11 protein-coding genes and 1 tRNA gene are annotated in these 15,805 nt (G+C 65.8%); 9 read left to right on the top strand and 3 right to left on the bottom strand.

What is annotated here, in order from left to right:
* Positions 1 to 3,549: SdrD B-like domain-containing protein (locus NUW87_RS10860; protein WP_272508858.1), on the top strand; the 3,549-nt coding region annotated here is incomplete at its 5' end.
* 182 nt (positions 3,550 to 3,731) lie between these two features.
* Positions 3,732 to 5,978, top strand: a complete 2,247-nt coding sequence (locus tag NUW87_RS10865) for a hypothetical protein (RefSeq protein ID WP_269028527.1) — start codon at positions 3,732 to 3,734, stop codon at positions 5,976 to 5,978.
* 12 nt (positions 5,979 to 5,990) lie between these two features.
* Here the strand turns inward: NUW87_RS10865 and NUW87_RS10870 are convergent, their stop codons facing one another.
* The gene (locus tag NUW87_RS10870) at positions 5,991 to 6,995 is read right to left on the bottom strand and encodes a prephenate dehydrogenase (RefSeq protein ID WP_063938723.1); all 1,005 of its coding nucleotides are present in this window, start codon (positions 6,993 to 6,995) and stop codon (positions 5,991 to 5,993) included.
* Between the two features lie 50 nt (positions 6,996 to 7,045).
* On the opposite strand from NUW87_RS10870, the gene NUW87_RS10875 reads away from it, so the two are divergent.
* From NUW87_RS10875 to tgt, 6 genes are all read left to right on the top strand, one after another.
* Positions 7,046 to 7,528: a tRNA adenosine deaminase-associated protein gene (locus tag NUW87_RS10875; protein WP_269028529.1), complete on the top strand. Its 483-nt coding sequence runs from the start codon at positions 7,046 to 7,048 to the stop codon at positions 7,526 to 7,528.
* 29 nt (positions 7,529 to 7,557) lie between these two features.
* Positions 7,558 to 7,992, top strand: a complete 435-nt coding sequence (locus NUW87_RS10880; protein WP_336296925.1) for a nucleoside deaminase — start codon at positions 7,558 to 7,560, stop codon at positions 7,990 to 7,992.
* 76 nt (positions 7,993 to 8,068) lie between these two features.
* Positions 8,069 to 8,296 carry a CsbD family protein gene (locus NUW87_RS10885; protein ID WP_063938726.1) on the top strand — a complete coding sequence of 76 codons (228 nt, stop codon included), beginning with the start codon at positions 8,069 to 8,071 and terminating at the stop codon, positions 8,294 to 8,296.
* 38 nt (positions 8,297 to 8,334) lie between these two features.
* Positions 8,335 to 8,422 (top strand) — tRNA-Ser (locus tag NUW87_RS10890).
* A 109-nt stretch (positions 8,423 to 8,531) separates the two neighbouring features.
* The gene (locus tag NUW87_RS10895; protein WP_269028533.1) at positions 8,532 to 10,895 is read left to right on the top strand and encodes an MMPL family transporter; all 2,364 of its coding nucleotides are present in this window, start codon (positions 8,532 to 8,534) and stop codon (positions 10,893 to 10,895) included.
* Positions 10,892 to 12,139, top strand: a complete 1,248-nt coding sequence (gene tgt / locus NUW87_RS10900) for a tRNA guanosine(34) transglycosylase Tgt (RefSeq protein ID WP_269028535.1) — start codon at positions 10,892 to 10,894, stop codon at positions 12,137 to 12,139. Before NUW87_RS10895 ends, tgt begins: the two co-directional genes overlap by 4 nt.
* Before the next feature lie 129 nt (positions 12,140 to 12,268).
* On the opposite strand, the gene NUW87_RS10905 is transcribed toward tgt, so the two are convergent.
* Positions 12,269 to 12,916 (bottom strand): queuosine precursor transporter, encoded by a 648-nt coding sequence (locus tag NUW87_RS10905; RefSeq protein ID WP_269028537.1) that lies wholly within the window; start codon positions 12,914 to 12,916, stop codon positions 12,269 to 12,271.
* Positions 12,917 to 12,935: 19 nt separating this feature from the next.
* Between NUW87_RS10905 and gluQRS the strand changes: the two genes are divergently transcribed.
* Complete coding sequence (gene gluQRS / locus NUW87_RS10910) at positions 12,936 to 13,856, top strand: tRNA glutamyl-Q(34) synthetase GluQRS (RefSeq protein WP_269028539.1); 921 nt, start codon at positions 12,936 to 12,938, stop codon at positions 13,854 to 13,856.
* Positions 13,857 to 13,858: 2 nt separating this feature from the next.
* On the opposite strand, the gene NUW87_RS10915 is transcribed toward gluQRS, so the two are convergent.
* Complete coding sequence (locus tag NUW87_RS10915; RefSeq protein ID WP_269028541.1) at positions 13,859 to 15,583, bottom strand: alkaline phosphatase D family protein; 1,725 nt, start codon at positions 15,581 to 15,583, stop codon at positions 13,859 to 13,861.
* Between the last annotated feature and the right edge of the window lie 222 nt (positions 15,584 to 15,805).

Below are 15,805 nucleotides of genomic sequence, written 5' to 3' on the forward strand. Positions count from 1 at the left end.
AAGGACAAGCTGCGGGATAATCCGGTTGAGGTGCGTCCGGGTGAGCGTGCGCAGCTGCCGGACATCAAGCTGGATAACAAGAATCCGGGTTCGGTTGTTGATGGTTCGGTGAAGGATCAGTACGACAAGCCGGTTCCGGGTGTGAAGGTTGAGCTTGTTGATGGCGATCGTCGTATCGAGGTTGATGTTGATGGTGAGGGCAACATCATTTCGAGGGATGACGTGCCGGCTGGTGATTACACCGTTGAGGTGACGTTGCCGGATGGCTATGAGCTTTCTCCGGAGGAGAAGGACAAGCTGCGGGATAATCCGGTTGAGGTGCGTCCGGGTGAGCGTGCGCAGCTGCCGGACATCAAGCTGGATAAGCGGCCTCAGCCAGAACCGAGCAATACTTCTACATCTGTCGTGCCGGTACCGAGCCCGACCGAGCCGTCTACCACGACGCAGCCGTCCACGTCTACTACGGCTACCCCGACGTCGACCAAGACGACCACGACGCAGCCGTCCACGTCTACTACGGCCACCCCGACGTCGACCAAGACGACCACGACGCAGCCGTCCACGTCCACTTCGGCCACCCCGACGTCGACCAAGACGACCACGACGCAGCCGTCCACGTCCACTTCGACGACCGAGCAGTCCACTCCGACGTCGACCACGGCGACCACCACGAAGCCGGCCACTTCGACGACCAAGCAGTCCACTCCGACGTCGACCACGGCGACCACCACGAAGCCGACGACCTCGGCGACCAAACCGACGGCCGCGCCTGCTCCGACCACGACCTCCAAGCCGGAGCCGAAGAAGCCGAGCATCATCGGCACTGTCACCGACCCGGAGGGCAACCCACTTCCGCCGGCGAAGGATAAGGACGGCAAGCCGCAGTCGCCGACGGTGACCGTCAAGGACCAGGACGGCAACCAGGTCGGCGACCCGATCGAGGTGGACGAGAACGGCAACTTCGAGGTTCCGGAGGTGCCGGAGGACGGCGATTACGTGGTGATCGTCGACGCGCCGGACGGCTTCAACGATCCGAAACCGCAGGTTGTCCCGGTGAAGAAGGGCGAGACCTCCAAGCTGCCGCCGATCAAGGTGACCAAGCCGGAGATCGAGCTGGACAAGAACAAGCCGGCTGCGAAGCCGGGCTCTGTCCACGGTTGGTTGGTCGATGATTCCAACCGTCCGATCACCGGTTCCGACATCAAACTGGTGAAGAAGGGCGTTACCGATCCGGAGACCGGCGAGACGTTCGATTACGAGGTCCCGATCAAGGTTGACGCGGACGGCTACTTTGTCACTCCGCCGATCGACTTCAAGTACTTCCCGGACGGCAAGGCTGACTTTGACCTCGAGGTCACCCTGCCTGAGGGCTGGCCGGATGAGGACATCAAGGGCGACAAGATCAACCGCACCGTGACTGTTAAGTCTGGCGAGTCCACCCCGGTCGAGATCAAGGTTGAGGCACCGAAGACGCAGTCCATCGTCGGCCGCGTCGACGACGGCAACGGCAAGGCTGTGCCGGGCACCACCGTTGTGGTGACCGATCCGCGAGGCAACTCCCGCGTCATTCCGGTCGAGGACGACGGCACCTTCGAGGTCAACGACGTTATTCCGGGTGTCCACGACGTGGAGATCCTGACCCCGGGCCGCGGCAACGACGTGGATCCGATCAAGGTGCCGGTGCGTGCTGGCGAGGACGTCGAGCTGCCGGAGATCCACCTGACCACGAACAAGTCCCTGAAGCTTGAGAAGCGAGTATGGGGCCGCGATGCCGACAACAACGGCCAGATCGAGAACGAGGATGGCGAGCTTGTCGACGATGTGATGACCGTCAAGGACGGCGAGGACCTCATCTACGCCCTCATCGTCACCAATGACGGCGACGAGCCGATCAAGGATATTGAGTTCGACGACCCGGAGCTGGACAAGCGCAACATCGAGCTGACCATGCCGGAAGATTGGACCGCCGAGTCTGAGCTGGCACCGGGCGAGTCTAAGGTTTGGAGCGCCAAGATGAAGGCGCCGGAAGACGCATTCGACTTCAACAACGTCGCAACCGCAAGCGGTGTCACCTCCAAGGGAGAGAAGGTCGGCTCCCTGCCGGATTCCGCTTACACCAAGTTCCTGCGTGGCGCTGTGGCGAAGAAGGTCAACGCCCGCTTCGCGACGAACAAGGACAAGCCGGTTAAGGCTGAGGCCAACTCGCCGCTGGGCTTCACCTACGAGGTGAAGAACACCGGTTCCACCGCGATGGTCAACGTCAAGCTCACCGACATCGTCTACGAGGACGGCGTTGATGAGGACAAGTGCAAGCCGGTTAAAGCGTCTGAAAAGACCGAGGACAGCCAGTGCTACGACCTTGATGTCAAGGCGCCGGAAGGCTTCACCGGCACGCTGCTGCCGGGCGAGCGCGTGGTCTTCACCGCTGAGCTGCCGGAAGGCCTCAAGCCGGGTGCGAAGCACCACAACGCCGCTGAGGCTCGCGGTGAGCTTCCGGCACGTCCGGGCCGCGGTGGCAGCTACGCGGGTGAGCCGCAGTACGGCGACGATCCGTCGTCCGTGCTGATCATCTCCCCGAAGGACAACATCAAGGGCAACGCCCACGTTGTGGTCTCCGAGGGCGCTGAGCTCGACTCCAGCGACCTCCAGGTTGTCGCCTGGGTCGACGAAAACGCCAATGGCAAGCAGGACCCGGACGAGGCCCTGAGCGGCCTGAAGCTCACGCTGGTGCCGTCCGACGGCACGCCGTCCTTCGCCGGTAATGCTGATGAGAACGGCAACGTCCTGTTCGAGGGCACTCCGTACGGCAAGTACACGGTGAAGATTGACAGCCCGGGCGAGCTGCGCCTGGTTGACCCGAAGGATCCGGAGAACAACTCCTTCGATCCGGGTGCGGTCCTCGAGTCCAAGGAGTTCGAGGTCAACAAGGACGAGCAGTACATCAGCCTCCAGCTTGAGACCCCGCGCACCGTGGGTATCTCTGAAGGTGATGCCGCACAGGCGCAGGGTGAAGAGGAAGGCAGCTCCCTGGGCAAGTGCCTGGCCTCTGCCTCCTCTGTGTCCAACCCGGTCGCGTGGCTGGTCCCGCTCGGTCTGCTTGGTGCCGTCATGGGTGGCATCGGCGTGATGTTCGAGGATGAGCTGAACCAGATTTCCGCTCAGGCCAACGCTGCTCTCCGCGAGGTCATGCCGGAGACCAACTTCGGCACCGGCATCAACTTCGAGCGTCCGCAGTGGATGAACGACATTCAGGCGCAGATCGATGGCGTGAACCGCCAGCTGGCAGAGATCAACCCGGCCGCCCCGGCAGCTGCCGGCGGCGTGGCACTGCTTGCCATCGCTGGTCTGCTCACCGGTCTGTACTACGCGAGCTGTGAGCTGGGCTGGGCCGAGCCGAAGGAAGGCTCCAGCTCTGAAGGCTCCAGCTCCGAGGTTGAGGGCGGCAGCTCCGCCAAGGATGCTGAGGGCTCTAGCTCCGAGGGCTCCAGCTCCAAGGAAGCTGAAGCAGAGGCTGAGTCCGAGACCCAGCCGGAAGAGGCATCCAACTAAGGCCCCAAGGGCTCTAGTCCATGGCTGAGTTCTAGGCAGCGCCCCGGTCTCGCCGATACGCATCGGCGAGGCCGGGGCGCTGTATTTTTCCAGGTTTTAAATATTGAGACGGCGCGCTGAAACGTATACATTCGTAGGTGCTTCTGGGCTTTCGCGCGCTTTTTCACATTCGAGAGGTAATAATGGCTTCAAACTCCAAGGTCAACCGCATCGCCGGGCTGTCGCTCGTCGCTGCAGTCGCGGGCACGCTGACGCTCGTGCCCGTTGCGAAGGCGGAAACCACGTCTCCGTCCTCGGAGGCCACGACGTCGAAGGCTCCGGTCGTCCCCACGACGGACACCGGCTCCGCCGCTCCGGCAACCTCCTCCACTGCTTCGGCGACCTCCTCCACCGTTGCCCCGGCAACGACGTCGAGTGAGACGGCTGCGGGGTCCCCGAAGGCGTCGACAAGCAAAGTTGCACCCACGACCAAGGCGGACACCACGCAGGAGTGGGCTGACATTCTCAAGGGCTTCGCCTCCCTGATTGTCTCCGCGACGGCCGCGGGCTCCGGCACCTCGGGTGTGCAGTACAGCTCCGACGACCACACCTACAGCGCCGTGGCCAGCAACCCGACCAACGGCCGCCTCTACGCTGTCTCTGACAAGGGCAACCTGCTGCGCATCCACCCGCAGACCGGCAACCTGAAGGATCTGGGAGAGATCCCGGGCTTCGATGCCGAAGAGATCACCTCCGCCGCCTTTACTAAGGACGGCACGCTGGTACTTTTCGACGGCGAAACCGTCTACACCAAGGACCTCGCCGACGACGAAACCGGTCCGACGAGCAAGCCGGCGAACCTCGATTTTGTGAAGAAGCCCGTTGAGGGCGTGCTCGATCTGCCAAAGCTTGCGTGGGCTCCGACCGACAATGACGCCGAGCTGGTCGCACTTGCCACCGAGGACGGCAAGGCGACGCGCTACACCCTGAACGTGAAGGACGCGAAGGCCACCGCCGACGAGGCTCCCGCCAAGGTTGACGAGAGCGTGAACCTGGACGACGTCGCCGCGTTCGAGTACGCCTACCTGGCCGACGACGCCACCTTCTTCGCCGACGGCGAGGGCAACGCCGTCAAGCTTGAGGACGGCAAGATCGTCGCCGTCGAGACGGACCGTACGGAAGAGGACAACTACAAGGCCGTGGCCGGCCTGGAGGCGAAGCCGCTGTCTGCTGCTGGCGAGACCCCGACTTCCGAAACTGACGCGCCGACCACCACTGCGGCTGATGTGCCCGCTGGTGCTGGCTCCGCGACGGTTACCCCGACCACCACCGCTGAGCCGACCCCGTCCAAGAAGGCCCCGAGCGTCGGCCAGCGGGACCCTGAGATCGTCGAGCTCGACGTTGAGGTTGTCACCGACGATGGCCGTTCCGTGCAGGGCGTCGAGTTCGTCAGCACGGACGGTGCCGTCGACGGCGCCACCGACGAGACTGGCAAGGGCAAGGTTTCTCTGAAGCTGGACGAAGCCTCGCGCGGCAAGGACACCTTTAACCTAGCCATCGACGTGCCGCCGGCAGACTGGGGCGGCTCTGTGGCCGAAGTTCAGCGCGGCGCCAAGTCCGTGAAGTTCGTCCTCCCGAAGGGCGAGAACGCTACTGTGACCACCACCGTTGCTGCGCCGAAGGACACGCCGACGTCGACGACCACCACGAAGAAGACTGAGTCCAAGGACAACTTCTTCGAGGTGGAAGTCCTGGTCAAGACCGCCGACGACAAGCTCGTCGAGGGCGCTGAGTTCAAAAGTGAGGACGGCCGCGTGGTCGGCACCACCGACGCAAACGGCCGCGGCCGCATCGGCATCGACTTGAAGAAGAACTCGCGCGACAACAACCTCATCCAGCTGACCCTGAAGGAAGCTCCCAAGGGCTACAAGAACACCGAGGTCCTCATCCGCCGCGACGAGGACAAGGCCGAGCTCGTGCTTCCGCGCGACCCGAACGCCACCCCGTCGTCCACGCTGAGCAAGCCGGACCAGGTGCTGAAGGTTATCGACCAGGTCCGTCCGATGGCGTCGTCCTTCCTCGCCCCAGCGGCCGCACTGGCTGGCGCCGGTGGTCTGGCGGGTGCCGCCGGTCTTGGCGGTGCGAAGAGCACCAAGACCACCAAGACCACGTTCGGCGGCACGAAGGTCACCTCCAGCAAGAAGGCTGGTCGCTCCACGGGCCGGTCCACCAGCGTGAAGCCGTCGGCGAAGGTGGTCACCCGCAGTGGCAACTCCAACAAGGTGGCCAAGTCGACTTCGACGACGCGCACAACCTCCTCCGACAAGGAGCGCGATGGTGATCTCGCGGATACCGGTACCCCGATGCGCGCAATCATCGCGCTCGGTGTGCTGTCCGTGCTCATCGGTGGCGCCTACCTGGCCCTGGGACGCCGCCGCGAGAACCAGTAAGGCCGCGTCGGGCTAGAACACCTCGACGCGCCCGCCGACGGACTCGATCTGCACCAGCTGCTTCTCCCAGCCGGGGGTGCCCGGGTGCACGCGCATGATCGGGCGCGAGGAGATCTCCACGGGCGAGACGGACTCGCGTCGCGCCCCCTTGCGCGCGGCCATGCGCAGGTGGGCGCGGTGGCCGGACTTCGTCAGCTCCTCTAGCGACCGGCTCTCGCCGGACAGTGAGTCGCGGGCGCCTTGAAGGAGGGCGATGAACTCGTCGAGCACGGGCACCAGCGATTCTGCGTTGGTCTCGCACATGTTGCGCACCAGATCCGGGTCGGTGCTGGCCACACGCGTGGAGCCACGGAAGGACCCGGCGGACAGGGATTGCGCCAGGGTGCCGCCGTGGTCGCCGACTAAAGCCAGTGCCTCGGCGATGACGTGGGGCAGGTGGGACACGCGGGCGACGGCCTCGTCGTGGCGGTCCACAGACACCGGCACCGCCTCCGCACCAACCACCGCGGCCAGGCGGCACACCACGGTGAACAGCTCGGCCCACTCGGGGTCGCCGGGGTGCTCGCGGGCGTAATCGAAGGTGACGGCCCACGCGGCGCTTGCGAACAGCCCTTCCTGGGAGGCGGTCCACCCGGAAAACTCCGTGCCGGCCATGGGGTGCCCGCCCACGTAGCGGGACTCCAAGCCGCGCTGCACAACAAGGTCGAAGACGGGCTTTTTCACGCTCACCACGTCGGTGATGCCGCACGACGGCGCAAACTCGGCTACCTGGTCTAGCACGGAGGCCACGGCCCGCATCGGCACCGCCACGACCACCAGCGCACGTTCGTCCTCGGCGCGGCGCAGCACCTCTTCTACGGAGTCGGACACGTCGAAGCCGTCCCTGCGCGCGGCACGTGCGCCGTGCAGCGTGAAGCCGTAGACGCGCTCGCCGCGCGCGTGCAGGTCGCGCATGAGTGATCCGCCGATGAGTCCGAGGCCGACGATGCACACTGGGGGCAGCTGATGTGTAGTCACCGCACACAGTCTAGTGACACCTCCGCGCCCGCGGACTACGCTTCGACACCATGAGCCAGGATTTCCCGGACGGGTACGCAGTCACCGTCGAGCGCACAGGTGGCGCGTGGCGTGTGCGCGAGTTCGAAGACGATTTTTCGGACCTTTCCACCTCCATCACCGCGGTGCGCAACCTGCGCGCGGAGGGGCCGGCGTTCGCGCTGCTCAATGTGGAGGAGGACTACCTGGTCATCGTGCGCCCGGGCCCGTCGCAAACCCGCGTGCTCATCTCGGACGCGACGATGGCGGTGGACGACGATTTCGCCGCGGACATCCTGGATGAGGCGGGCGCCGAGATCCCGGACATCGACCCGGACGAGCTGGACAATGTGGACGCGTGGGCGGACGGGGACTTCGACATCCTCGCTGACCTCGGCCTGTCCGAGGAACAGATGAGCATTTTGCTTGACGACGACGCGGATCCGGCCGACCTCGCCCTGGCAATCGCCGACGAGCTCGGCTTCGGCGACGATTTGGATGACGTGGTTGGGTGAACGTCCCGCTGAGACGCGCCGAGGAGCGCATGCGCGTCGCGCTCGAGACCGCCAAGCGCACTCCCGCCGGCGACGTGCCGGTGGGCGCTGTCGTGTTTGACGGGGCCGGGGTGGTGGTGGGCAGGGGCGTGAATCGTCGAGAAGCGAACTGCGATCCCACCGCCCACGCCGAGGTGGAAGCGATCCGCGACGCGGCGCGGACGTTGGGGACGTGGCGGCTGGATGGATGCGAGCTGGTGGTGACGCTGGAGCCGTGCACGATGTGCGCCGGGGCGATTTTGGGCGCGCGGGTGTCCTCGCTGGTCTTCGGCGCGTGGGAGCCGAAGACGGGCGCGGTGGGCAGTGTGCTGGACGCGATCCGGGACCCGCGCCACCTGCACACCCCGGAGGTGCGCGCGGGTGTGTTGGAGGCGGAAGCTGCCAAAATGCTGGCGGAGTTCTTCGAAGGTCTGAGGAGTAATTGAATCGTTACCCAACGCCGCTACGTTCGGACCTATAGTGGGGCACCTAGCTGATCCCAACGAACAAAGGAGTAAGACAATGGGTATTGAGGACAAGGCAGACCAGCTCAAGGGCGGCGCTAAGGAAGCGCTGGGCAACGTCACCGATAACGAGAACCTGGCCAACGAGGGCAAGGCTGATCAGCTGATCGGCTCCGCCAAGGAGAAGCTCTCCGAGGCTGGCGACGCTATCAAGGACAAGGCCAACGAGGTCGCCGCAAAGGTTGAGGACAAGCGCGACGAGGCTGAGGACGCCGCTGAGCGCTAATTTGGTTATCCGGCAACGCTGCCGTTAATCTGTTCGGCGGTAGCGTGTCCGAGCGGCCGAAGGTACTCGCCTCGAAAGCGAGTGAGGGTAAAACCTCCGCGGGTTCAAATCCCGCCGCTACCGCCAACGTGTCAAGCCCCCGGCAACGGGGGCTTTTCGCATGTCTGGGGCTGCCACTAGGATGGGCCGGGTTACGCTCGCGCGGGCCGCGGGCGGGAAGGAACGGGTCTTTTACGTGGCGAAACTGCTGTACAAACTCGGGCGCTGGTCGTACCTGCACAAGTGGCGGGTGATCGTCGCCTGGCTGCTGCTGCTCGGCGCGACGGCTGCTGGCGCGCTGTCGCTGATGAAGCCGTTCACGGACGAGTTCGCCATCGAGGACACCCCGGCCATCAACGCGCTGGACACTATGGCGGAGAACTTCCCGGACGCGGGCAACGTGGCCACCGCGCCGAGCGTGAACCTGGTCTTCGCCGCGCCGGAGGGGCAGCGGCTTGACACCCCGGAGCACATGGCGGCGATGGATGAAACCGTCGGCTACATCCGGGACCACCTGGGGGTGGAGGGCCAGCGCTTCGGTAACCCGGTGCAGGTCAACGATGAATTGCAGCGCACCATCATCGACCAGATGTCTGAGATGGGCATGCCGCCCGAGCGCGCGGAGGCGGATGCGCACAACTTGCGGATGCTTTCCGACGACGCACGCATCGGCTACACCACCTTCGACTTCGATGCCCCGTCTTCGATGTCTGTGGACCAGGCGGACCGGGACGTGGTGACTGAGGCCATGCAGCTGGGCCGTGACGCCGGGCTGCAGGTGGAGGCTGGCGGCGCCGGCTTCGGCGACCCGATCGCGGTGAAAACCACCTCCGAGCTGGTTGGCCTGGGCGTGGCGTTTGTGGTGCTGGTGGTGACGTTCGGTTCCCTCGCGGCGTCGGTGATCCCGCTGATCTCCGCCGTGGTGGGCGTGGGCATCGGCGCGCTTTTGGTGATGCTGACCACGCACTGGGTGGAGCTGAACAACGTCACCCCGGTGCTGGCCGTGATGATCGGCCTGGCCGTGGGTATCGACTACGCCCTGTTCATCCTCTCGCGCTTCAGGCAGGAGGCGCGGAACCTGCCGCCGGACAAGGCTGCGGGCATGGCCGTGGGCACCGCCGGTTCCTCGGTGGTGTTCGCCGGCACCACGGTGTTCACGGCCCTGGTGGCGCTGGCGTTGGCGCAGATCGAGTTCCTCACCTGGATGGGCCTGGCGGCCGCAGCCACCGTCGCGATTGCCGTGCTGGTGGCGCTCACCCTCGTGCCGGCGCTGCTCGGCCTGTGGGGCTCGAAGGCGTTCGCGGGCAAGGTCCCCGGCCTGGCCGGCAACCCCGGGCCCGGGAAACGCCCGGGCAAGGACCTGGACGAAAACTCCATGGGCCGGCGCTGGGTCCGCTTCGTGGAAAAGGCACCCGGCCTGGTCATGGCCGTGGTAGTGCTGGGCCTCGGCGCCCTGAGTATCCCGGTGCTGAACCTGGAGATGGCGCTGCCGTCTGACACCACCTCCAACCTGGACACCACCCAGCGCAAATCCGCCGACCTCATGGCGGAAGGCTTCGGCCCCGGCGTCAACGCCCCGCTGCTTTTGGTGGTGGACGCGCACAGCGTCAACCCGGATTCGGAGATCCTGCAGCCGTACATGGACGCCATCCCGGACGAGGCCGGCGGCGACGCCGAGAAGGCGGCGCTGGCCAGCTTCATCTACACCGTGGGCGAGGTAGGTTCCGTCGGCGGCATCACCCACGCCCAGCTCATCGGCGCCAACGACGACCTCACCGCCGCGCAGATCCTGGCCACTCCGGACGGCGGGCCCGAGGAGCAGCGCACCCTCGCCGTCGCCCACGGCGTGCGCGACGTGATCGGCCAGGTGGAAGACGCCACCGGGGTAGACGTGGGGTTGACTGGCCTGACCGCGGTGCAGATGGACATCACCGAGGAGCTCGCCGAGGCCATGCCGCTGTACCTGTCCATCGTGGTGGGCCTGGCCATCGTGCTGCTCATGGTGGTGTTCCGCTCCATCCTCGTGCCCCTGGTGGCCGGGCTCGGCTTCTTGCTCTCTGTCGGCGCCGCGTTCGGCGTGACCGTCCTGGTCTTCCAGGAAGGCCTGTTCGGCCTGGTCAACACCCCGGGCCCGATCCTGTCGTTCTTGCCCATCTTCATGATCGGCGTGACCTTCGGCCTGGCCATGGACTACCAGGTCTTCCTGGTCACCCGCATCCGTGAGGCATATCTGAAACGTGGGGACGCGGATAAGCTTCGCGCCGTCTACGAATCCACCGTCGAAGGCTTCGCGCAGGGCGCACGCGTGGTCACCGCAGCCGCGATCATCATGATCGCCGTGTTCATCGCTTTCCTTGACCAGCCGCTGCCTTTCATCCAAATCTTCGGTTTCGCCCTCGGCATCGCCGTGCTCTTCGACGCCTTCTTTATCCGCATGGCCCTCGTCCCCGCCACCATGTACATCCTGGGCCGCTCCACCTGGTGGATGCCCAAGTGGCTCGACCGCCTCCTGCCCGAAGTGGACGTCGAGGGCACCGAACTAGAAAAGGAACACGCATGACCGACGTGACGTTTGAGGCCCACACCCAGCTCGAGCCCGCGCCGGGCCGCCACGGCCGCACCGGCGTGATCCACACCCCGCACGGTGACATCCAGACCCCGGCGTTCATCCCCGTGGCCACGAAGGCGACGGTGAAGACACTCACGCCGGAGCAGATCCGCCAAACCGGCGCGCAGGCGATCTTGTCCAACGCGTATCACCTGTACCTGCAGCCCGGCCCCGACATCGTGGACGAGGCGGGCGGTGTGGCCGCATTTGAAAACTGGCACGGGCCCACCTACACCGACTCCGGTGGTTTCCAGGTGATGAGCCTTGGCGTCGGGTTTAAGAAGGTTCTGGCCATGGACGTGGCGGGGCTGACCGATTCCGACATCCGCGCCGCCAACAAGGACCGCATGGCGCGCGTGGACGACGACGGCGTGGACTTCAAATCCGTCATCGACGGCTCGTCGCACCGCTTCACGCCCGAGGTGTCCATGCAGATCCAGCACCAGCTCGGCGCCGACATCATGTTCGCCTTCGACGAGCTGACCACGCTCGTGGACACCCGCGCCTACCAGGAGCATTCCGTCGAGCGCACGCGCCGCTGGGCCCGCAGGTGCCTGCTCGAGCATGATCGCTTGACGACGGCGCGTTCCGGCAAACCCCTCCAATCCCTCTGGGGCGTCGTCCAGGGTGCCCAATACGAGGACCTGCGCCGATCTGCCGTGCGGGGCCTGCTGGACCTGGACAAGGAAGCCCGCGCGGAGGGCCGCCGCGGCTTTGGCGGCTTCGGTATCGGCGGCGCGCTGGAGAAAGAGAACCTGGGCACCATCGTTGGCTGGGTCACCGACGAGCTGCCCGTTGACATGCCGCGCCACCTTCTGGGCATCTCCGAACCGGACGACATCTTCACCGCGGTGGAGGCCGGCGCCGACACCTTCGACTGCGTGGCGCCAACCCGCCTGGGCCGCCGCGGCGGGGTATACACCCTGGACGGGCGGATGAACCTCGCCGGAGCCCGCTTCAAGCGCGACTTCGCCGGCGTGGACGAGGAGTTCGGCGGCTACGTCTCCGAAAACTACTCGCGGGCCTACATCCACCACTTGCTCAAGGCCAAGGAGTTTTTGGCCGGAACGCTGTGCACGATGCACAACCTGGAGTTCATGATCCGGCTGGTGGACAACATCCGCGCCGCCATCGACGCGGGCGACTACGAGGCCTACCGCGACGAGTTCTTAGGCCGCTACTACGCGGCGAATTAGGTGCAACTGTCGCAGTGCCCACAAACCCTGCGCAAGAAACCCCTAGTATGCGCAAAATCCGCGCATACTCTGGATCCTCTTCTCAGGGTTCGCGGGCGGGTGGGTGGTGGGGGCCGAGGGCACGCCCCCTTACGCCGCCGCGCGCTCCTCGGCCCGGCGCACCGCGGCGATGGTCGGGTACGTCACCGGCAGGAGCACGACCTCCATGGCGGTTTTCCACACGAAGCCGACCACCACGTAGTTTAGAAACGCGCCGAAAGAGTCGATGCCGATGACGCTGGCGGCGATGGAGCAAAACAGCAGCGTGTCGGCGAATTCGCCGATCACGGTGGAGCTGATCAGGCGCGCCCAGAGCCGCTGCGCGCCAAAGCGGTCTTTCATCCGCTGCAGCACCCACGCGTTGAGCAGCTGCCCCACCACGTACCCGGTCAGTGACGCCGCCACGATCTGGGGCAAGAGGCCGAGGACGGCGGCGAAGGTGTCGTCCATGTCGTAAAACTCGGCGGCCGGCAGCCAGATCGCAATGTAGAAGGACAGGACCGCAACGACGGCGATGCCGAAGCCGGTGAACACCGCGCGGCGGGCGGCTTTGAACCCGTAGACCTCGGCGATCACGTCGCCGATGACATAGGAGATGGGGAAGAGGAAGAACGCGCCGTCGGTGATCAGCGGCCCGAGCGCCACGCCTTTTTGTGCGGTGATGTTGGAGATCAAAAACACTGCGCAGAAGAGGGCGAGCAGGTAGGGGTACGGGGAGCGGGAAACGCGGGGTGACATGCGATTTATCATGGCACACATGTCTGATTTTCAAGCTCCCGCCGGACGTTACGCGCCGAGCCCCAGCGGTGATCTGCACTTTGGCAACCTCCGCACCGCGGTGCTGGCGTGGTTGTTCGCCCGCCAGACGGGCCGCAACTTTTACCTGCGGGTGGAGGACATTGACTCGGAGCGCTCGTCCGCGGAGTCCGCGCAGCGCCAGATCGAGGATCTGACAATGCTCGGCCTAGACTTCGATCCGCCGGTGATCTACCAGCACGATCGCGGCGACGCGTACGCGGAGGCGCTGTCCCGCCTGGACACCTACGAGTGTTACTGCTCCCGCCGCGACATCCGCGAGGCGGCCTCCGCGCCCCACGCCCGACCCGGCATGTACCCGGGCACCTGCCGTGATCTTTCAGAAGAGCAGCGTGCTTTACGACGCTCCGAGCTCCACGCCGCCGGCCGCCTCCCCGCAATCAGGCTGCGCGCGCACGTGCGCGAATGGACGGTGTACGACTTCTACCAGGGCGAATACACCGGTTCGGTGGACGATGTGATCCTGAAGCGCGGCGGGCGCATCGATCAAGCGCAGGCGGGGGACTGGGCGTACAACCTGGCCGTGGTGGTCGACGACGGCTACCAGGGCGTGGACCAGGTGGTGCGTGGAGACGACCTGCTGTTTTCGGCGCCGGCGCAGGCGTACCTATCCGACCGCTTAGGGCTCACAATCCCCTCGTATGTTCATGTTCCGCTCGTGGTGGGGCCGGAGGGACGTCGATTAGCAAAGCGCGATGGGGCGGTGACGTTGCGGGATATGCTGCGCGAAAACAGTGCGGAAGAAGTGGTGGCGCAAATCGCGGAATCGCTCGGCTGCGCGGGTGTTTCGAGCGCCCAGAAGTTACGGGAGGTTTTTGATCCGGCGCAGCTGTCGCGCCAGCCGTGGTCGTGGGCGCGATAGGCTTATTGCCCGAAGCCCTCGCCTTTGCGCCACGTCAGGGACGCGCCGGGGGAGACCGGCGAGGCCGGGTCCAGGATGTTGTGGACACGAAGCCACTGCGCGTCCACCTGCTCGGGCGTGATGTCCACAACCGTGTAGCCGTGCGTGTCCAGCGCCACGTGGTGCAGGCTGGGGTTCGCCGCGCGCAGGTAGCCGCACGCCGCGCCGAAGATGGGGTGGCCGGCGCGGATTTTCGTCGACTCCGCCACGTTCGGGGCGGTGATGGAGGAGCAGACGATCTCGCAGCCGATCTCTTCGCCGCCGTGGGTGATGGTGTGCGCCCACTCGGAGTGGATGTCGCCGGTGAGGAAGATCGGCCGCTTGCCTAAACGGCCCAGGGCGTTGATCAGGCGGCGGCGCTCGAAGTCGTAGCCGTCCCACTGGTCGCCGTTGAGCGGCATGTCGTTGAGCTCGGGCAGCGGTGCCTGCGCCGGCACGATGTTCGCGCTGAGCGACTTCGCCACGGGCCGTGTGGCCGCGTGGTTGAACGTCGCGCCGAGGTGCAGCGGGGAGAACATCACGGAGTTGCCCAGTGCGTTCCACGTCGCGGTGGAGTGCTCGAGAGTGTCGATGAGCCAGTCGTACTGCTCGGAGCCGAGCATCGTCCGGGCGTCGCCGGTTTGGCGGGCGCCGCCGCGCCAAAACTCCTTGTCGCGGTAGGTGCGCAGGTCCATGATGGTCAGCTCCACCAGGTCGCCGAAACGCAGGGAGCGGTAGATGTGGCCCTCGTCGGACGTCTCGGTCAGGCGCACCGGCATCCACTCGTAGTAGGCGCGCATGGCGGCGTCGCGGCGGGTGTGGAAGTCGCCCTCGTCCGCGTTGTGGTTGTCCGCGCCGTCGCGCCAGTTGTTGTTGGCGATTTCGTGGTCGTCCCACACCACCACCCACGGCATGGCGGCGTGGGCGTCGCGCAGGTGCGGGTCGGTGCGGTAGCGGCCATAGCGGGTGCGGTAGTCCGCCAGGGCGACAATTTCGTGGGCGGGTTGGTGCAGGCGCACGGGCCCGTAGCCTGCGTATTCGTACTGGGCGTATTCGTAGATGTAGTCGCCGAGGAAGACGGTCAGGTCCAGCTCGCCCGCCCAGCCGCGGGCGGCCATGTCTTTGTAGGCGGGGAAGAAGCCGGATTCCCAGTTGGCGCAGGAGGCGACGGCCCAGCGCTGCCGGTCCACGTGGCCGTCGGGCGCGGTTTTGGTGCGGCCGAGCGGGGAGGCAGTACCCTCGTGCGGGCCGTTGGCCACGGTGAATGCGTAGTAGTAGACGGTGTCCGGTTCCAGGCCGGACACGTCGACGTGGATGGTGTGGTCGCGCTCCACGCGGCTTTCGGTCTCGCCTTCGGCGACGACGTCGTGAAGCTGCGCGTCGCGCGCGACCCGCCAGCGCACCCGGGTGTTGGTGCCGCCGCCGGAGCCGGGCATCGCCTGCTCGTCGGGGGTGATGCGCGTCCAGATCACCACCGCGTCCGGCAGCGGGTCGCCGGAGGCCACGCCGTGCACAAACGGCAGCGGCGCAAGCTCCATCTCTACGGGCACCGGCTTCGTCGGCAGCGTGCTCTGCGATTGCGCGCTCGGTACCGCCACCGCCGCGCCTGCCGCCGAGGTCGCCACAGCGGCGGTGCGCAAAAAGCCGCGTCGAGACAGGCGCTTTTGCCTATCGACGCCCTCCGGTTGCCTCCGCTCACACCCGTACACGCCCCACAGTGTGGGCTTTGCGCGGCCGGTCCGCTACCGGGGGAGGGCGATGTAGCTGGGAATTCGCCGGAAGTTCGCGCGGAGTTTACTTGCGGCAACGCAAAAACCGGCACCCCGTGGGGTACCGGCTTGTGGCGGAGGATGTGGTGCCTGAAGTCACGACATATTTGACGGGGTGTGCCTGCGGAAGGCGTTGTGATCCTTGACAGGTCAGTCGCGTCA

Source organism: Corynebacterium pilbarense (assembly GCF_026930265.1).
Taxonomy (GTDB): Bacteria; Actinomycetota; Actinomycetes; order Mycobacteriales; family Mycobacteriaceae; genus Corynebacterium; species Corynebacterium pilbarense.